This is a genomic window from Streptomyces sp. NPDC048718, assembly GCF_043198875.1.
Lineage (GTDB): Bacteria > Actinomycetota > Actinomycetes > Streptomycetales > Streptomycetaceae > Streptomyces.
The window spans coordinates 259,942-277,737 of sequence record NZ_JBICVG010000011.1 but is presented as its reverse complement, the minus strand read 5'-3'; the positions used below and the strand labels follow the sequence as shown (position 1 = coordinate 277,737).

Sequence of the window (17,796 nt, the reverse complement as noted above, 5' to 3'; positions counted from 1 at the left end):
TCCGCTGGGCCGCCGGTCAGACCACCTCCCCGGGCTCCGGTCCTGGGACGGGGGAGGGAGCAGGACCGGGAGCCCGGTCCTGCTCCGGTGCGCGATCCAGGCCGCGGCCCGGCTCCCGGTCCGCGGCCCAGCGCCAGAAGTCGACCATCATCCGTTCGTAACGGATGCCGAACTCCAGGGCCTCGCGCTGCCCCCGGGACATCGACTCGCCCACCGCTGCGGCCAGTTGCTCGTACTCCTCCAGGGCGCGAGTGTGCGCGCAGATCTGGACCGGGGCGTGGAGCCCGGGACGCGCGCCGAACCAGAGCTTCAGAATGCTCCGTTCGCGGGCCTCGACCGGGACGAACGCCGTGTCCTCCAGCCACCCGCGCAGTGCCCGTGCCCCCTCCTCGGTGACCCGGAGGAGCCGCCGTCCCCGGCCGCCCTCCCGCCGTACCTCCGCGACGAGCCCCGCCGCCAGCAGCCGGTCGCACTGCGCGTACACCTGCGCGTGCGGGACCGACCAGAACGGTGCGACCGTACGCGCGGCCTCGACCTTCACGTCGTACGGACTGGCCTCGCCGAGCGTGTCGATGACGCCGAGCACCAGGAACGAGGGCGTGGTCAACCGGACATCAGCCATGCCGCGACCGTACACGCCGGGCCTGCGCGCGCCGTGTTCCCCGGGGCGGTGCGCGCCGGCCCCCGGTCGCCGGGGCCGCTCACGACGCTTCCCGTTCGAGGCCCGGGGCCGCCGTCGCGGCCGTTGCCGTGCGGGATGCCGACGGGCCCGTCCGTCGCCCGTGCGCCCGGCGGCCGTACAACACCCGTGCCCCGACCAGGATATGGGCGCTGAAGGCCAGGAAGCCGGCACTGAGGCCCGCCCCCGCCGTCAGAGCCGTCAACTCGTCTACATCCATGGCCCGTTGCAACATCACCGCCGTTCCCGCCGAGAACGCGGGTGCCAGGCACATCGCCACCAGATGGGTGTGCCACTCCTCGCGCGCCCACACCGCGTCGCGCCGGGCCGCCCGCAGGGCGCGGACCTGCGGGACGGCGAGGAGCACGACGTACGGGACGGCGTACGCGAGCAGCAGCCGGCGCCCCGGGGTGCCGTGCCCGGCGAAGCCGTGGCCCAGCCACGCCAGGCCCGCGACGGCCACCGCGTACGCGGCGGCGAGCACCGGAGCGGGCCACCAACGGCCGCTCACGAACGGGTGGTTGTGGCGTCGGTCCATCGCACGGGAGGCGAGTAGGGCACCGAGGACGACGAGCGTGCCGAGAGGCATCAGTGCGACGAGGTTGATCTCCTGGAGCGTGAGCCCCGGATAGAGCGCGGGCAGCGCGCCCCACTCGATCCGCAGCAGGGGAGCGGTCATGAGGTAGGCGTAACACAGCAGCATCCATCGCTGGTGCAGCTCCGGCAGTCCGGCCACGGCGGTGAGTACGCCGAAGGTGACGCTGAGGACCGTGCCCGTCAGGAGCGTGGCGAGCACGACCCAGAACGCCGCTCCGCTGAAGGCCTCTTCGGGCCGGGTGCGGATCAGATACAGCGCGACGCCCGCCATCGACACGTACACGGCGGCGGCGTAGAGGATGCCGAGGGTCCGGTGGAGCCGGATCCGCCGCCGGACCGCGGTGAGCAGCTGGGCGGGGCCGAGCAGCATGAGCAGTCCGCCCAGCACCGAGTGGACGATCAGCGGGCCCAGGCTGCGGGCGTACGGGACCGCGCGGTCCTGGATCAGGGTGGCCGCGTACCCGGGGGAGACCGACCGGCCGAGCAGCCACTGGCCGAGGGAGGGCGCGCCCGGGCGCGCGAACGGCCAGAGGCCGGTCATCGCCACCGGTGCGTAAAGGAGGCAGACCACGGTGACGGCGAGCGCGGCGGCGCGCCCCCAGCGCACGCCCTCGCGTTTCCCGGCCGGGCCGGTGGGGCAGGCGGGGTCGTCAGGGGCGGTGGTGCCGGTCGTGCCGGTGTCCGTCGTGCCGGGTGTGCCGGTCGTGTCGGCCGTGCTGTTTCCGGTGCGGGCTTGCGTGGCTCGTGACATGGCGGCTCCCCGGCCCTCACGCGATGTGATCGCGCCTCGATAGTCCAGAAAGGACTATCGAGGAAGGTAGGGGCAAGCCCCGGCACGGTCAATGGTCCGGGCCGCTCCGGCGAGAGGGTGGATTGATACCCCTAGGGGTATTTGACTTTCCCCGCCGCACCCGTTTACGGTCGGGAGTGTTGATACCTAGGGGGGTATTCGAGGTCGACGGTGGATGCGGGCACGCATTCCGGGACCGCCGGTCACGGGGCCCGCTCCAGCGGGCGCGCCGCATCACGCGAAAGGGAGTTCCGCCGTGTTTTTCACCCAGTACTACCTCGACTGCCTTTCGCAGGCGTCGTACATGATCGCCGATGAGTCGACGGGTCAGGCCGTGGTGGTCGATCCTCGTCGTGATGTGTCGGAGTACCTCGCGGACGCCGAGGCGCGTGGTTTCACGGTGGTGGGTGTGATCAACACGCACTTCCACGCGGACTTCGTGGCCGGTCACCTGGAGATGGCGGCCCGTACGGGTGCCTGGATCGGTTACGGGCAGCGCGCGGAGACGGAGTACGCGATCCGCAAGCTCGCCGATGGTGAGCGGATCGTTTTGGGTGATGTGGTCCTGGAGATCATGGAGACCCCGGGTCACACGCCGGAGTCGGTGAGTGTGCTGGTGTACGAGCACGCCACGGACACCGTCCCGTACGGGGTGATGACGGGTGACGCGCTGTTCATCGGCGATGTCGGCCGCCCCGACCTGCTGGCCTCGGCCGGGGTGACGGCCCAGGAGCTGGGCGGGATGCTCTACGACAGTGTCCAGAACAAGCTGATGGGCCTGGCGGACGAGGTCCGCGTGTTCCCCGCGCACGGCGCCGGCTCTGCCTGCGGGAAGAACCTGTCGACGGAGAAGCAGTCGACGATCGGGCAGCAGCGGGCGACGAACTACGCGTGCGCGCCGATGAGCGAGGAAGAGTTCGTCGCGATCGTGGCGGCCGGTCAGCCGGCGGCGCCGGGGTACTTCGCCTACGACGCGGATCTGAACCGTCGTGAGCGTGAGCTGTTCGATCCGGCGGCGGCGCCGAAGCCGCTGACGGTGGAGGAGTTCACCGCGCGGCGTGCGGCGGGTGCGGTGGTGGTCGACGCGCGTGATCCGCACGAGTTCGCGGCGGGTCATCTGCGGGGTGCGGTCAACGTGCCGGCCGACGGCCGGTTCGCCGAACAGGCGGGCACGGTCCTCGCGCCCAAGGACGAGCTGCTGGTCCTGGCGCCGCAGAACCGTGAGGAGGAGATCGTCACGCGTCTGGCGCGGATCGGTTTCGACCGGGTGACGGGTTATCTGCGTTCGCCCGAGGACGCGCTGGTCGCCCTGGCCGGCGAGGTCACCCCGGCGAGCCGGCTGACCGCCGCCCAGCTGCGCGAGGAGCTGGCCGGGGACACCCCGCCGCTGGTCCTCGATGTCCGTAACTGCGGCGAGCGGGGCAGTGTCGGGTTCATCGACTCGGCCCTGCACATCTCGCTGGGCGAGCTGCCGACGCGTCTGGAGGAGATCCCGCGTGACCGGCCGCTGGTCCTGCACTGCGCGGGAGGCCACCGTTCCTCCATCGCGGCCAGCTACCTGCGCCACCAGGGCTTCACGGATGTGTCCGATGTCCTGGGCGGGTACGCGGCCTGGGCCCTGCTCGACACCTCGGAAGCCTGAGCCCCTGCCGGAACCCCACCCGGCACCCGCCCCCCGGTAGGGGCCGATCAGCCACCGGAACCCGGTCGTGACCCCCGCACGGCCGGGTTCCGGTCCGTCTGCCCCTGACCTGCCCGGCGGCCCCGTCCGGGCCCGCCCGGCGACCCCCGAGCAGCGCCCGTCCGGCGCTGCTCGGACGGCCCCGGCGAGGCCCCGCGAGTAGACTCCCGTAGGGGTACGAGCACCGCTCCGGAGGCCGACGCGGAGGTGTCGACGTGGCCGATCCCACAGGAGCGACCGCCCCACGGGCGGAGTCCGGTTTCGCCGGGCTCGCCGCCGAGAACCGGCGGCTGCGGGCCGAGGCCGCCCGCCGCCGGCTGCTGGACCTCGCCACCGGCGTGCTCGCCGCCCAGCTCGGTCTGTCCACGATCGAGGCGTACGACCATCTCGTCGCCCTCGCCGACGCGACCGGACTGTCCCCCGAAGACCTCGCCGCCGATGTCGTGAACGCCGTCGGCGCCCCCGGCGACCCCCGCGTCACCCCGCCCGAACCGCTGCCGCCCGGCCTGGCCCGGCGGCTGCGCCGTACCGCCGTCGCCGCCGAGACCGCCGAGGACGCCGGAGACGGTGTCCGTACCCTCCTGGAGGGCGGTCTGGTGCCGCTCGGCGCCGACAGCCTGTGGCTGTGGCGTACGGTCGACGGCTGTCTCCGGCTCGCCGGGCACGCGGGTGTCGGCGCGGCGGAGGCGATGGCGTGGCAGTGGATTCCACCGGCGGCCCCGGGGCCGTTCCACAGCGCCCTCGTCGACAACACCGCCGTATGGGTGGAGGGTGCCCCCGCGCCCGGCGCCTCCGTGACGACGCCGGCCACGCCGGCCACGCCGGCCACACCGGATGCCCCGGAGATCCCCGACGTCTCGCCCATCGGTCCGCCCACCAGTCAGGCCGCGGGTCCGCCCGCCGGGTCCGCCGAACCCGCCGACCCGGTCCCGCTCCCCGGGGCCCGGCCCGGCGCGGCCCGGGCGCTGCTGCCATTGCGGCGGCGCGGGGTTACCGTCGGAGTGGCCGTGGTGGGCTGGCCGGGGCCGGTCGTGTTCGGGCCCGCGCTGCGGCGCGCCGTCGGAGGCCTGATGGACGTGGCCTCGGCGGTGCTCGACCGGCCGGACGGCGAGGAGTCCGGCGCGCCGGTCCTGGTCGACGTCCTGGACGCGCTGGCACATCCGGGGGCGCTGCTGCGCACCGACACCGTGACCGGCGAGCCCGTACTCGAACACGCCAACGAGGCCGCCCTGACCGCTCTCGGTGGCATCCCGCCCGCCGAGAACCGCTCGCTCGAACGCGTCTTCCCGCAGGCCCACGGAGAACTGGCCCGGCTGGTGCTGCGCGCCCGCCACACCCGGCACCCGCAGCACGCCCCGCATCTGCCGCGCGGCCACGCGGCACCGCCCCCGGGCCCCCTGCTCGACGTCCGCGTCCTGCGCGCAGGGGCGGAGCGGGCCGTCGTGCTGTGGCACGCCGTGAGCGACCCGGGTCTGGCCGCCGGCCGCGCGGTGGCCCGGCTACAGAGCGTCGCGACCTTCCAGGACAGTCTGACCAGCGGCGACACGGTCTGGTCCGAGCAGGCGTACGCAATTTTCGGCATGTCCCGCGAGGAGGCCCCGGTGCCGCTGCTCGCGCTGCGCGGCCGGATCCACCGCGAGGACGGCGACGCGCTCACCACGCTCCTGCGCACCCTGACCGACGGCCGCTCGGGCGCCCAGGCGGTGCTGCGGACCGTGCTGCCCGACGGGTCCGTCCGGCATGTCCGGGTCGCGGCCGAGCCGCTGCTCGAAGGGGACACGGTCACCGGCTTCGTCGGCGTCTACCAGGACGTCTCCGCCACCCGGCGCACCGAACTCGCCCTCACCGCGACCTTCGACCACCTCACCGCCGTCCGCGACCAGGCCGAGCTCCGCCACCAGCTCGCGCTCCAGCTCCAGCAGGCGATCGTCCCCGAGGCGACCGCCCTGCGCGAGCTGCCCGGCGGGCTGACCGTCGCGGCCCGCTACCGCCCCGCCGCCGAGGAGTACCAGGTGGGCGGCGACTGGTACGACGTACTGCCGCTGCCGTCCGGCAAGGTCCTGGTGACCGTCGGCGACATCGCCGGGCACGGCATCGACTCCGTCACCGGCATGGTCGCCCTGCGCAACGCGCAGCGGGCGCTCGCCTTCACCGGCCGCCCGCCGGGGCAGCTGATGAGCTGGCTCAACGAGGTCACCCTGCGCACCGGCGACGGATCCACCGCCACGGCCGTGTGCGCGCTGTACGACCCGGAGGACGGCGAACTCGTCTGGTCCAGCGCCGGGCACCTCCCCCTGCTCCTCGTCCGCGACGGCCGGGCCCGGCTGCTCGAACCGCCCCAGGACATCCTGCTGGGCGCGGTCCCCGCTTATACCTACGAGGAACGGCGCACCGCCCTGCGCCCCGGGGACACCCTGCTGCTCTATACCGACGGCCTGGTGGAGCGCCGACACGACGGTCTCGGGGCCGGGATCGCCCGGCTGGTCGCGGCGGCGGGGCGGCTCGCGGCGGGCGGGAGCACGGAACGGCTGGTGGACGGGCTGCTCGGGACGGAGATGGGGGACACCGACGATGACACGAGCATCGTCGCGGTCCGGGTACGGCACCCCGGTGAACCGACCGCCGGCGACCTGGGTGCGGCGGAGGGAGAGGCGGCGGATGCCGGGCCGGGGGAGGGCGAGTCGACCGGGCTCTGAGGAGCCGGGCTGTGAGGGCCGGGCTGTGCCGGCCCGGCCCCTGAGCGCCCGACCCTTGAATGGCCGGCCCCTCTGAGCAACGGACTTCGGCGCGTACACGTGCGCGGGCCGGAACGCGGGCTCGGCCCCATGGGGGATCGGCGTCAACTCCCCAGCCGATGACCGATCTTGGCCATCAGCTCGTCTTCGTCGACCGGCTTGGAGAGATAGTCGTCGGCGCCCGCCTCCAGAGCGCGCAGCCGGTCGCCCGGCATGGCCTTCGCGGTGACCGCGATCACCGGAAGCCCGGCGCGGGAAGGGAGCCGGCGGATCTCCTCGATGGTCCGGTAGCCGTCCATGCCGGCCATCATCACGTCCATCAGGACCAGATCGACATGGGTGTCCCCGGTGAGCAGATCGAGGGCGCGCAGACCGCCGTCGGCGGTGAGGACGCGCAGCCCGTGCGACTCCAGGACCTGGGTGAGGGCGAAGACGTTGCGGGTGTCGTCGTCGACCACGAGCACGGTGGCGGGAGTGGTGGAGGTAGCGGCGGCGGTGGCGGGCGCGGCGGCCCGGTCGTGCGGGGAGTCCGCAGGACCGGCTTCCGTTCCGGGTTCCGTCCCGGCTGCCGCACCGGTCTTCGTCTCGGCGCCCGCCGCCGCCCGTGCCGCGTCCGCCGTGGTGCCCGCGGCACCCGCTTCGCCGCTCTCGACGCCCCCCTCCACCGCCCGTTCGGGCAGATGGAAGGTGAAGACGCTGCCCTCGCCCGGGGCGCTCTCGACCTCGATGACCCCGCCGAGCAGCGCGGCCAGCTCCCGGCTGATCGACAGACCGAGGCCGGTCCCGCCGTACTCGCGCGCCGTGGTCCCGTCCCCCTGGTGGAAGGCGTCGAAGATGTGCCGCAGCCGGTCGCCCGGGATCCCGATGCCGGTGTCCGCGACCCGGAAGGCGAGCACCGGCCGGCCCTCGCCCTCCGCCGCCTCGCGCAGGGCGGCGGGGATCTCGTCGGGCGGGGTGTGCTCGACGGTGAGCGAGACCTGGCCGCGTTCGGTGAACTTCAGCGCGTTGGACAGCAGGTTGCGCAGTACCTGACGCAACCGCGCCTCGTCGCTGGTCAGATGGGCCGGTACGTCCGGGGCGACGGTGACGGTGAAGTCGAGGCCCCGTTCGTCGGCCACCGGACCGAACGCCGCCTCAAGGTACTCGAGCAGCTGGGTCAGCGCGAAGGGTTCGCGCCGTACCTCCAGTTTGCCCGCCTCCACCTTCGACAGGTCGAGGATGTCGTTGATGAGCTGGAGCAGATCGGAGCCGGCCGAGTGGATGACCTCCGCGTAGTCGATCTGCTTCTCCGTCAGATTCCCCTCCGGGTTCTGGGCGAGCAACCGGGCGAGGATCAGCAGGCTGTTGAGCGGGGTGCGCAGTTCGTGGCTCATGTTGGCGAGGAACTCGGACTTGTACATCGACGTCCGCGACAGCTGCTGCGCCCGGGTCTCCAGCTCCTGCCGGGCCTGTTCGATGACCCGGTTCTTCGACTCGATGTCCTTGTTGCGGTCGGCGAGCAGCTCCGCCTGCTCCTGAAGTTCGGCGTTGGAGCGTTGGAGTTCACGCTGGCGGGCCTGCAACTCCTGGGTGCGGGAGCGCAGTTCGTCGGCGAGGCTGCGGGACTGGGCGAGCAGTTCGTCGGTGCGCAGATTGGCCACCAGTGAGCTGAGGACGGCCCCCGCGCTGACCACGAACCGGTCCAGGAAGTCGCGCTGGAGCGCGCCGAAGGGCTGGAGGGAGGCGAGTTCGACGGCGCCGAGCACCTGGTCCTCGACCACGATCGGCAGCACGACGAGGGCCGCCGGGCCGCCCGAGCCGACGGCCGAGGAGATCGTGGCGTACCCCTCGGGCAGCGGGTCGACGAGCAGAGTGCGCCGGTCCCGGGCCGCCTGCCCCACCAGCCCCTCGCCGATCTTGAAACGGCGTGCGTGCCGGCCGGGGCCCGGGGTGGCGAGCCCGTACGCCGCGGACATGGTCAGGACCGGTCCGTACGGCCCCTCCTCCAGGATGAAGAACGCCCCGTACTGCGCCGACACCAGCGGCGGCACCTCCGCCATGATCAGCTCGGCGATCTCGGAGACCCCGCGGGTGCCCTGGAGCAGCGCCGTGATCCGGGCGAGGTTGGTCTGGAGCCAGTCCTGCTCCTCGTTCGCGCGGGTGGTGGCGCGCAGCGACTCGACCATCGCGTTGATGTTGTCGCGCAGTTCGCCGACCTCACCGGGGGCGTCCATGGTGATGGAGCGGGTCAGATCGCCCTCGGCGACCGCGCTGGTGACCTCGGCGATCGCCCGCACCTGCCGGGTCAGGTTCCCGGCCAGCTCGTTGACGTTCTCGGTGAGCCGCATCCAGGTGCCGGACACGCCCTCGACCTCCGCCTGGCCGCCGAGCTTGCCCTCGGTGCCGACCTCGCGGGCCACCCGGGTGACCTCGGCGGCGAACGACGACAGCTGGTCGACCATCGTGTTGATCGTGGTCTTGAGCTCCAGGATCTCCCCGCGCGCCGACACGTCGATCTGCCGGGTCAGATCGCCCTGGGCGACGGACGTGGTGACCTGGGCGATGTTGCGGACCTGGTTGGTGAGGTTGTCCGCCATCGAGTTGACGTTGTCGGTGAGGTCCTTCCAGGTGCCGGACACCCCGCGCACCCGGGCCTGGCCGCCGAGCTTGCCCTCGGTGCCGACCTCGCGGGCCACCCGGGTGACCTCCTCGGCGAACGACGACAGCCGGTCGACCATCGTGTTGATGGTCTCCTTCAGCTCCAGGATCTCGCCCCGCGCCTCCACCCGGATCTTCTGGGTGAGGTCGCCGCGCGCGACGGCGGTGGCGACCTGCGCGATCGAGCGCACCTGCGAGGTGAGGTTGTCGGCCATGGTGTTCACACCGGTGGTCAGCTCCTGCCAGGCCCCGCGCGCCCTCGGCTCGTGCACCCGGCCGCCCAGCAGCCCCTGCCCGCCGACCTCGCCGGCCACCCGGGTGACCTCGGAGGTGAGCAGCGACAGCCGGTCGACCATGTCGTTGTAGACGGCCGCGATGTCCGCCAGGACACCGTCGGCGCCCTCCGGCAGCCGTACGGACAGATCCCCGTCCCGTACGGCGGTCAGCCCGCCGAGCAGCCGCCGCAGCGCCCGCTCGTCGGGGGCGTCGGGGGCGTCGGGTGCGGCCGGTGGCGTGGAGGGGTGGGACGCGTTGCCGGGCTCGTGCGGCTCGTGGTGCTCTTCGGGCGAGGGGCGTGCGGAGCCCTGATCGCCGCCGGGCGCTGCTCTGCGCTGTGCCATGAAGGACCTCGTACGCCATGACGCCGTTCCGGGATTCCGGGATGCCGGACGCCGTGACGCGCTCGTACGGAGGGACGGTGCCTGCCCTCCGTCCACTCTAGGGCCGCGCCCGGCCCCGGGCCTTTCGGGCGCGCGCCGGCGGCGGGGTGGGGCGGTCAGGAACCGCCGGCCGGTCCCGTACCGGACAACGGTGGTGCGTCCGTGTCCGGTGGTACGGGCTCGGGCGGCATCGGTACGGTTTCCGCGGGCGGCGCGGTCCCGGGCAGCGGTACGGCTTCCAGCGGTGGACCGGGCTTCCCGGGCGGCGCGGTCTCCGGCAGTGGCACGGCCTCCGCAGGCGCCACCTCCATCGGTGGCACCTCCACCTCGAACCACACCGTCTTGCCCCCGCTGCCCCGGGGCACCGAACCCCACCGGGTCGCGAGCCGCCGCAGCAGGAAGAGCCCGTGGCCCGAGGTGCGGTCCGGCCGGTGCGGGCCGTGCGCGCGGGGCGGGACGGGGCTGGTGTCGCTGACCCGGACCCGCAGTGTCCGCCCGGCGCGGTCGAGACGGATCTCGTACGGGGCTCCCCCGTGCCTGCGGGCGTTCGTGACGACCTCGGAGACGAGCAGCAGCGCGTCCGCCACGGGGATCCGCTCGGGGTCCCCGTCCGGCCCGAACCAGTCCCTCAGCGCCCGCCGGGTGAGATCGCGGCACTCCGCGATCACCTCGGGCCCGTCCGTCAGCGCGCGGCACAGGGAGGCGCGGCCCGCCGGACCGGAGAGAATCCCGGGACCGGCGGGGGTCCCTTCCGCCTCCGGGGGTCGCGCCCCGGGGTCCGTCCCTATGGTCATACGCTGCGGCTATCCACTCCCGAGCGGATCAAACCGTGTCAAAGGACGGCCGTGCGGGAATCCTCCTCCATGGACGTTCCTCACGGGACGCTCGACCGACGGACCCCGCCGCAAGGGCCCCGGCCGCACGCCAGTGGCCGGGGTACGGCAGTACCGGGCGCCGCAGCCCGGTGACAGCGCGCCGACAGCGCGGCGCAGGCCCACCGCCTCCGTCGAAGGAGCGACATGGCCACTGTGACGGCTGCCGGCGCGCCCGCCACCGTGCGGCGCGCGGCCTTGGCGGGTCTGCCCGAGATCGCCCGCCCCACGAGCGTCTCCACCCACCGGGCGCAGACACTGTCCGTCGCGCTGCTGGCCCGGCTGCGGGACCTGGAACCGGGCACGCCCGAGCACGCCTACGTCCGCAACACCCTGGTGGAGCTGAACCTGAGCCTGGTCCGGTTCGCGGCGCGGCGCTTCCGGCACCGCCCCGAGGAGGTGGAGGACATCGTCCAGGTCGGCACCATCGGCCTGATCAAGGCGATCGACCGCTTCGACCCGGGCCGGGGCATCGAGTTCTCGGCGTTCGCGCTGCCGACCGTGGTCGGCGAGATGAAACGGTTCTTCCGGGATACCAGCTGGGCCGTCCGGGTGCCGCGCCGGCTCCAGGAACTGCGGATCGACCTCGCCAGGACGGCCGACCTGCTCGAACAGCGGCTCGGTCACCGGCCGACCCGCGCCGAACTCGCCGCGTGTCTGCATCTGAGCGAGGAGGGCGTCGCCGAGGGCGAGCTGGCGGCCCGCGGCTACACCGCCCGCTCCCTGGAGAGCGCCCTCGACGAGGACGCGGAGACCCCGCGTACGTATCTGCGCCTGCTGGCCGCGCCGGAGGCCGCGTACGAGCTGATCGAGGACCTGACCTCGCTCCGGCCGCTCATCGAGGGTCTCGACGAACGGGACCGACGGATCCTCTCGCTCCGCTTCGGTGCGGAACTCACCCAGGCGCAGATCGGCGACCGGCTCGGTCTGTCCCAGATGCACGTCTCCCGGCTGCTCGCCCGCATTCTCGACGAGCTCAGGGCGGGGCTCCTCGCCGACCGGGACGACCGGGATGCTCGGGACGCCGACCGGAGTGATCCCTCCGAGGACCCGGGTGATCCCCGCGACGATCACGGCGATCACGGTGATCGAGGGGCCCGGGCGGCGGGGACGGGCGGCTGATCTCCAGCCACACCACCTTGCCGGGGCTGCCGTCGGCCTTGGCCGCCGAGCCCCAGGCGACCGCCAGCCGGTCGAGCACCATCAGACCGTGTCCACCGGGCAGGGCGGGGGAGCGCGGGGCACGCGGACGCGGGGGTACGGGGTTCGCGTCGGACACCTCGATCCGCAGCCGGGCACCCGGGCACGGCCCGTCCCCGACCACCTTCCCGGCCCCCTTCACGTCCCTGTCTCCGTCGTCCCGGTCTCCGTCCGGGGCTTCGTTTCCGTCCGCACTCCTGCTGTGGCGCAGCACCAGTTCCTCGGGCCCGTCCGCGTGCAGACAGGCGTTGGTCACCACCTCCGAGACCAGGAGCAGCGCGTCCTCCGCGCGTTCGCGGCCCTCCGGAGTCGTCGCCGGGAGCCAGCCCCACTCGGCGAGCGCCGCCGCGGTGAAGTCGCGACATCGGGTCACCGCGCCCCCGGCCCCGCCCAGGACGAGCCGGCGGACCTGCTCCTTCGGCGTGGTCGGGGCGGCGCTCTGCGCGGTGGGCGGGGCCGGGGCCGGGGCGGCGGCCGGGCCCCGCGCGCCGGAGGCGCCTGAGCCGGGCGCGCTCACGACCCCTCCGGCGCGGGTACGCCGGCCGCGGGGCAGTCCGCGAGGGCGGCGGCCGTGTTCTCGTACACCCGGAAGACGGACAGCGCGCCTGTGATCTCGAACATCCGGTCCACCGGCGGCCCCAGCCCGGCGAGGTCGAGCCGGCCGCCCTCGTCCAGCATCCGCAGGCGGGCGCGGAGCAGCACGTTCAGGCCGGTGGAGTCGCAGAACCGCAGGCCCGCGCAGTCCACCACGATCCGCCGTCGGTGGCCGGTGTGTGCGGCCAGGGCCTCTTTGAGAGGGGCCGCGGTGTCGTGGTCGAGTTCGCCGGTCAGGGCGAGGACGACGGTCTCGTCCAGGGAACCGGTGGCCCCGGTGGCCCCGGAGGGGCCCGGCGGCGGGGTCAGGGTGCGGACGGCCAGGCGCTCGGTACGTCCGGCCGGCGCTTCCCGGCGATCCGAACCGCCTGCGCCGCCTGTGCCATCCGCGCCGTGCTTCGCGTTCGTATCAACCGTGCCGTTGCCGTTGCCGTTCATGTCGTTCATGCCGCCCATGCGCGCGCGGCCTCCCTTCCGTGCCTTCCCGCCCTCTTGTCCTCCGCCTTCTCCGCTGCGTTCCCGCGCCATGACTCAGCCGAACCCGAGGGCGGCGCGGTCCTTGGCGAACGTGAACAGGCGCTGCGTCCCGCTCAGCGCGAACAACTGCCGCAACTGCCGGGGCACCGGACCGGCCAGGACGATCCCGGGGTCGGCCGAGCGCGCCGCCACCAGCGCGTGCAGGAACGCCGAGTCGCCGAAGCACACCTGCGAGATGTCGAGCACGGTGTGCCCGTCGTCGTCGTGCCGCGCCTCGGCGAGTGCCCGGCGCAGACACCCGACGGTGTGCAGATCGAACTCGCCGGTCGCGGAGAGCACGACCGTGCCGGGCCGCGGCGACGGCTCGCGGACCACCCAGGCCGCCCCGTTCGGCATCCGGTACGTCCGTGGCCCGGGTGCCGCGCGGTGTGCGGAGCGGCGACACCGTACGGGATCCATCTCCGTACCTCCGCGACCTCCGTGCCCCCTTCGTCTCGTTCCTTCCCGCTTCTTTGTCGATCTTGCCGTCGGGGGTCGCCCCGGTCGTCCGGGGCGTCCCCGTGTTCCTCTACGGAGCGGTTGCCCCGTCCGGCGCCGGGCATGCGCGCCTTTCCGGGCCGGGCGGGCGATCCGGCGGCGGGAGGGGGAGGTGCGCGGTGGGCGGTGGTCAGGGGCGGGCGCTGAGTTCGATCGCGCGGAGGGCCGCCGAGAACGCGGGGCCGTCGCCGACGTCCAGAGCCGTGTCCGTGAGCTTGATGACATGTTCGTCCCCGTGTGCGAGGGCGAGCGCGACGAGTTCCTCCGCCGTGAGCGAGCCGGGCGCGGTCGCCGGACGCGGGGCGGCCGCGCCGTACATCGCGGTCACGGCTGCCGCGGCGGTCCACGCGGCCGCCAGGCTCGGCGCCCACTGGGCGTGGGGGAGAGCGGGCAGGACCCGCAGGACGGCGTTGGGGGCCGTGGCCGAGTGGACCAGCATCGTCGCCTCGCCGTGGCCGTGGGTCGCGTACCGGTGGGTGGCGGCGTGGACGAGTTCGGTCAGGCGCGCCCGTACCGACTCGGGCTCGGTGACCCCGTCCGCCCACACCGGCAGGCCGGTGACCAGGGCGAGCCGGTCCGGGAAGATATCGCGCCGCTCGGCGAGCGGGGGCACCGCGTCGAGCGCGTCGGCTGCCCGACGGGCCCCGGGGAGCGGGGCGACACCGGTGACGGGGAGATGGCGGGCGGCCCAGTAGCCGAGGGCCTGGCCGAGCTCGGCCAGCCGCGGTGCGGTGACCTCCGCGGCGGCGTCCTCGGTGGCCAGCAGGGTACGGACGGCGTGACCGACCCGGATCAGCGGGTGCGTGGCCGCGCCGTACAGACCCGTCAGCAGCCGGGGCCACCATTCGGCGAGCACCGCGCGCCACGGCCGGCCGGCGAGTTCGCGGTCGAAGAAGTCGATCCAGTCGGCGGCGCGGCGGATGTCCCCCAGAGCGTCCGCCCAGGTGGCGTCGGTGACCGGGGCGACACGGGACGGGAACTCGTCGAGCTTCGGCGCGTAGCGGTCGAGCCAGCGGTGCACCGCCGCGGCCCGGCCGTGCGCGGCGAGCGCCTCGACGGCCATCGGGGCGTGGTTGCTGAGCCGGCCGTGATGCTCGGGGCCGGTGGTGTGCAGGCGCTGGAGGGCCTCGTCGAGGATGCCGGACGGGTCGATGTGAGCGTTCGTCATACCGGGGACGGTAGGGGTGCGACCGTCCGGCGCGGAACGGTCGGAGGCCCTAGACCCCGGGGCCCGGTTCCGGAGGTCTAGAGACCCCGGGCCCGGTTCCGGAGGTCTAGGTCCGTCGGACCTGGTCATGCGACTGTCCGGCGGTGTCCGGGGGCCGGTGGTGGCACCGGCAGAGGTCCGCCCGCCGGCGAGGTGGTCTCCGTTGGAACTCCCGGCGGGAACCTTCGCTTCGCCCAGGGCGGTTCGGGCGGGGCGTCAGCACTGGTGGAGGCCGGCGGGGGCGACACTGCCCGTGTCGAGGTCCACCGCGGCGACATTGCCCTTGTAATCCTGGTCCTTGAACTGAGTCCAGTACCAGATGTCACCGCCTCCCGGCTGGGCGTCGCCGTGCCCCCAGCACCGGAACCGGACGGTCTCACCGGCGGTGAGGGTGCGGGCGCTCCCGGAGTCGTAGGCACGGTCGCGGTACACCTTGATCTCCGCCTTGGCGACGGTGCAGTGCATGAACTCGCCTCGGACCTCGCAAGGGGCGGCCTGGGCGGGTGGACCGGCCGCCGGGGTCTTTGCGCCGGACGGGCTGTCGCTCAGGGCGGCGTTGGCCAGGCCGAACACTCCTCCGCCGATGGTCGTGAGCGCGGCCGTGACCAGACCGACCTTGCCCGCCTCGGACAGGCCGCCGAACCACGCCCGTGCCCGGCGCGGGCCCGATGGCCGCGGCGGCGAAGCCGCCGGCCTGGACCCCGAGTCGGTGGTCGGGCTCGGGGCCGGGGCCGGGGTCGGGCTCGCGGGCGAGTGCGGGGCCGGGGTCGGGTCGCTGCTGGGAGAGGGCGGTGCCGAGGACAACGAGACCTCCTGGCCTTCCGTGGGCGGGCGGACTGACGACGGTAACGCATGCGTGTGACCTGGAACACACCGTGAGGCCCAGGGGGCGTGCCCTGTTGACGGCCTGGGAGCATGGTCATGGGCCGTTAGGGCGTGTTTCGAAAGTCCCTCCTGGCCCGCGACGCCTGGCACGCACTCCCCCGTGGCCCTTCGGGCACGGGAGGTGCCCCCACGCTGCGTTGTCGGAGTCATCCAAGTACGTCCAGTACGAGGATGATCCTCCGCCTTGCGATGCTGCTCGGCATCCGAAGGATGAATCAAGGCGCCGAGACGGAGCGAGCGAAGCGAGCGCAGTGCACCAGACGCCGCAGGCCCCGCCCTCCGGGCGGACGGAGCTACTTTCGAAGCACGCCCTAGGCGGCGGCGTGAGAGCGCCCGGTCTTCGGACCTGCCCCGGGCGGGTGCGGCTCCTCGGCCGTGGCCCGCCTCATGAGCGATGGCCGAAGAACTCGACCTCGGCCAGCGCGAGTCGATGCCCGTGCCCGGCCCCGTACCAGGTCTCCGGGGCGAGCCGGGCCCGGACCACGTCCTTGCCGCGTACGTCGAAGGTCTGCTGGCCGGGTTGATCCTTGAGGGTGATGTGGTGAGTCGACGTGTTGCCGTCCGCCGCGATCAGCTCGACCCGGATCCGGGCCGGGCGGGCCTGCGTGAGGAACTCGTCCTTCTTCGCCGACGTCCCCCCGAAAACCACCAGCTTCGTCACCCGTACCCCGGGCGCTTCGAAGTCGGCCTCCAGTGTCGCGCCGTCCTGCGTGGCGGGCGCCCAGTAGCGGTTGTTGAAGCCGTCGAAGGCCGCGTCCGCCGGATGGCCCTTCAGTGCGCTGGACGCCCGGACGGCGGCCGGCGGCAGCGACTCGGGCGTCCCCGTCTCGTCGCGCGCGAGCCCCAGCCAACTGCCCATGTGCGGCAGGGCGAACCAGACGCCCACGGCGAGGAGCAGCAGTACCACGGGCAGCGCCACCCGGGGGCGGCGCCAGGCCGGGCGCGGGCGGGTGCCCGCGACGGGGGCCGCCCGCCGCTCGCGGCGCAGCAGCCGGCGCCACCACGGCGGCCGGACGGCGGGCGGCGGCCCGGGGTCCAGGAGGAGCGCGCACCGGACGCACAGGGTGCGGTCGGCGGCGTTCTCGGTACGGCAGTTGGGGCAGCGCACGGTCGCGGTCGGCATCTGCCGTACGGGCTCGGGCGGCGCCTCCTCCCGCTCCGGGGGCGGCCCCGGCACGGCCGGACCGCGCTCAGCCCCCGGCCGCCGCAGCCCGGGCCCGGCCTCGATCCCGGCCCCGGCTAGGGGCGCGGACGGGGGACGGGGCGGTGTAAGTGGTGCGGGTGGCGCATGCGGTGCGGGTGGTGTCGTGGGAACAGGAGGGACGGCCGGGGCAGGAGAGGGCGAAGGCGCGGACGGCATGGGGTGAGTGGGAGGGGCGGGAGGGGGAGACGCTACGGGCGCGGCGGCGGGGGCCGGCGCGGGGACCACCGGCGGTACGGGCGGCGTGAGTGCGGGCGCTCCTGCCCCCGGCGCCTCCCGTGCCTCGGCCCGTACCTCCCGCCCGGTACCACCCCCGCCCCCGCCCCCGGGCCCTCCGCCCCCAGGCCCCCCGTCCCCGTCCTCGTCCCAGTCCAGGAACGCCCCGCACGACGAACAGAACAGCGTCCCCGCCTCGTTGCGCCGTCCGCACGACGGACACACCATGCCGCCCGGGCCGCCGTCCCGCCCGTCCGTACCGCTCATTCCGCGCCCCCCGGCAACAGTTCCAGCGTGAACCCCACATGCGCCGGGATCTCCCCCCGGATCAGCTCCTCGATCCGGGCCCGGCGCACCCGCCCCGGATCGGCCGTCGGCAGCCGCACCGTCACCCACGGCCGCCCGCCGCCCGGCAGCGGAGTGCCCGGGGTCGCGGACCAGACCGTGCCGCCGCTCTCCGTGATCAGCGGCTCCACCCCGCCCGTCTCGACCCGCAGCGCCTCCGCGAGCCCGGCCACCGTCCCGCGCGCCCGGTGCCGGGCCACCGCACCCCGTACCTCGGCGCGCCGCCGCTCCACCGGGACCGCGCCCGGTTCGCCGGGCGGAGGCGCCGCCACCCAGCCCGCCAGCCACTCCAGGAAGTCCTCGGGCGCGTGCCGGGGGTCGAGGTGCGCGGGCAGATTGTCGACGCTCAGCAGTACCGGGGCGAGGACCTCGTCGAGAGCCGCCAGGAAGCGCGCCAGGAAGTCGTGCTCCAGATAGACCGCCGGCAGCAGGTCGATCAATGGATGTGGGCTCGGCAGCCCGGGGGCATCGCTGCGCACGGCGG

The 17,796-nt window shown here is 74.1% G+C and carries 13 protein-coding genes and 1 pseudogene; 3 read left to right on the top strand and 11 right to left on the bottom strand.

Annotated elements, in window-relative coordinates; all coding sequences use genetic code 11:
• Positions 1-16: 16 nt before the first annotated feature.
• Both ACGFRB_RS22385 and ACGFRB_RS22380 read right to left on the bottom strand, forming a co-directional pair.
• Positions 17-622, bottom strand: coding sequence for a PadR family transcriptional regulator (locus ACGFRB_RS22385; RefSeq protein WP_393245259.1), 606 nt, complete (start codon positions 620-622; stop codon positions 17-19).
• A gap of 79 nt (positions 623-701) precedes the next feature.
• Positions 702-2,027: a DUF2306 domain-containing protein gene (locus ACGFRB_RS22380; protein WP_393245257.1), complete on the bottom strand. Its 1,326-nt coding sequence runs from the start codon at positions 2,025-2,027 to the stop codon at positions 702-704.
• A gap of 295 nt (positions 2,028-2,322) precedes the next feature.
• Between ACGFRB_RS22380 and ACGFRB_RS22375 the strand changes: the two genes are divergently transcribed.
• Together ACGFRB_RS22375 and ACGFRB_RS22370 are read left to right on the top strand one after the other, a co-directional pair.
• Complete coding sequence (locus ACGFRB_RS22375; RefSeq protein ID WP_393245256.1) at positions 2,323-3,708, top strand: rhodanese-like domain-containing protein; 1,386 nt, start codon at positions 2,323-2,325, stop codon at positions 3,706-3,708.
• 254 nt (positions 3,709-3,962) lie between these two features.
• Positions 3,963-6,443, top strand: a complete 2,481-nt coding sequence (locus ACGFRB_RS22370; protein WP_393245254.1) for a SpoIIE family protein phosphatase — start codon at positions 3,963-3,965, stop codon at positions 6,441-6,443.
• Positions 6,444-6,586: 143 nt separating this feature from the next.
• On the opposite strand, the gene ACGFRB_RS22365 is transcribed toward ACGFRB_RS22370, so the two are convergent.
• The gene (locus ACGFRB_RS22365; protein WP_393245252.1) at positions 6,587-9,739 is read right to left on the bottom strand and encodes a HAMP domain-containing protein; all 3,153 of its coding nucleotides are present in this window, start codon (positions 9,737-9,739) and stop codon (positions 6,587-6,589) included.
• Positions 9,740-9,894: 155 nt separating this feature from the next.
• Positions 9,895-10,572 (bottom strand): ATP-binding protein, encoded by a 678-nt coding sequence (locus ACGFRB_RS22360; protein ID WP_393245250.1) that lies wholly within the window; start codon positions 10,570-10,572, stop codon positions 9,895-9,897.
• 225 nt (positions 10,573-10,797) lie between these two features.
• Here ACGFRB_RS22360 and ACGFRB_RS22355 point away from each other — a divergent pair, with 225 nt between their 5' ends.
• On the top strand, positions 10,798-11,772 hold the full coding sequence (locus tag ACGFRB_RS22355) for a SigB/SigF/SigG family RNA polymerase sigma factor (RefSeq protein ID WP_393245248.1): 975 nt from the start codon (positions 10,798-10,800) through the stop codon (positions 11,770-11,772).
• Between the two features lie 591 nt (positions 11,773-12,363).
• On the opposite strand, the gene ACGFRB_RS22350 is transcribed toward ACGFRB_RS22355, so the two are convergent.
• From ACGFRB_RS22350 to ACGFRB_RS22320, 7 genes and pseudogenes are all read right to left on the bottom strand, one after another.
• Entirely contained in the window at positions 12,364-12,900 is a 537-nt protein-coding gene (locus tag ACGFRB_RS22350) for an STAS domain-containing protein (RefSeq protein WP_393245246.1), read from the bottom strand.
• 75 nt (positions 12,901-12,975) lie between these two features.
• Complete coding sequence (locus ACGFRB_RS22345) at positions 12,976-13,317, bottom strand: STAS domain-containing protein (protein ID WP_393245244.1); 342 nt, start codon at positions 13,315-13,317, stop codon at positions 12,976-12,978.
• Between the two features lie 271 nt (positions 13,318-13,588).
• Complete coding sequence (locus ACGFRB_RS22340) at positions 13,589-14,626, bottom strand: questin oxidase family protein (RefSeq protein ID WP_393245242.1); 1,038 nt, start codon at positions 14,624-14,626, stop codon at positions 13,589-13,591.
• Positions 14,627-14,881: 255 nt separating this feature from the next.
• Positions 14,882-15,469: a hypothetical protein gene (locus ACGFRB_RS22335; protein ID WP_393245240.1), complete on the bottom strand. Its 588-nt coding sequence runs from the start codon at positions 15,467-15,469 to the stop codon at positions 14,882-14,884.
• 466 nt (positions 15,470-15,935) lie between these two features.
• Positions 15,936-16,673: a discoidin domain-containing protein gene (locus ACGFRB_RS22330; RefSeq protein WP_393245298.1), complete on the bottom strand. Its 738-nt coding sequence runs from the start codon at positions 16,671-16,673 to the stop codon at positions 15,936-15,938.
• A gap of 459 nt (positions 16,674-17,132) precedes the next feature.
• Positions 17,133-17,195, bottom strand: a pseudogene (locus tag ACGFRB_RS22325) (zinc-ribbon domain-containing protein); the annotation flags it as partial.
• A 35-nt stretch (positions 17,196-17,230) separates the two neighbouring features.
• Positions 17,231-17,791 (bottom strand): phage tail protein, encoded by a 561-nt coding sequence (locus tag ACGFRB_RS22320; protein ID WP_393245238.1) that lies wholly within the window; start codon positions 17,789-17,791, stop codon positions 17,231-17,233.
• Between the last annotated feature and the right edge of the window lie 5 nt (positions 17,792-17,796).

Bases quoted from the DNA above. Each gene is read 5' to 3' on its own strand.
- ACGFRB_RS22385 (WP_393245259.1), bottom strand. From the start codon at position 622: ATGGCTGATGTCCGGTTGACCACGCCCTCGTTCCTGGTGCTCGGCGTC.
- ACGFRB_RS22380 (WP_393245257.1), bottom strand. From the start codon at position 2,027: ATGTCACGAGCCACGCAAGCCCGCACCGGAAACAGCACGGCCGACACG.
- ACGFRB_RS22365 (WP_393245252.1), bottom strand. From the start codon at position 9,739: ATGGCACAGCGCAGAGCAGCGCCCGGCGGCGATCAGGGCTCCGCACGC.
- ACGFRB_RS22360 (WP_393245250.1), bottom strand. From the start codon at position 10,572: ATGACCATAGGGACGGACCCCGGGGCGCGACCCCCGGAGGCGGAAGGG.
- ACGFRB_RS22355 (WP_393245248.1), top strand. From the start codon at position 10,798: ATGGCCACTGTGACGGCTGCCGGCGCGCCCGCCACCGTGCGGCGCGCG.
- ACGFRB_RS22350 (WP_393245246.1), bottom strand. From the start codon at position 12,900: ATGGGCGGCATGAACGACATGAACGGCAACGGCAACGGCACGGTTGAT.
- ACGFRB_RS22345 (WP_393245244.1), bottom strand. From the start codon at position 13,317: ATGCCGAACGGGGCGGCCTGGGTGGTCCGCGAGCCGTCGCCGCGGCCC.
- ACGFRB_RS22340 (WP_393245242.1), bottom strand. From the start codon at position 14,626: ATGACGAACGCTCACATCGACCCGTCCGGCATCCTCGACGAGGCCCTC.
- ACGFRB_RS22330 (WP_393245298.1), bottom strand. From the start codon at position 16,673: ATGCCGACCGCGACCGTGCGCTGCCCCAACTGCCGTACCGAGAACGCC.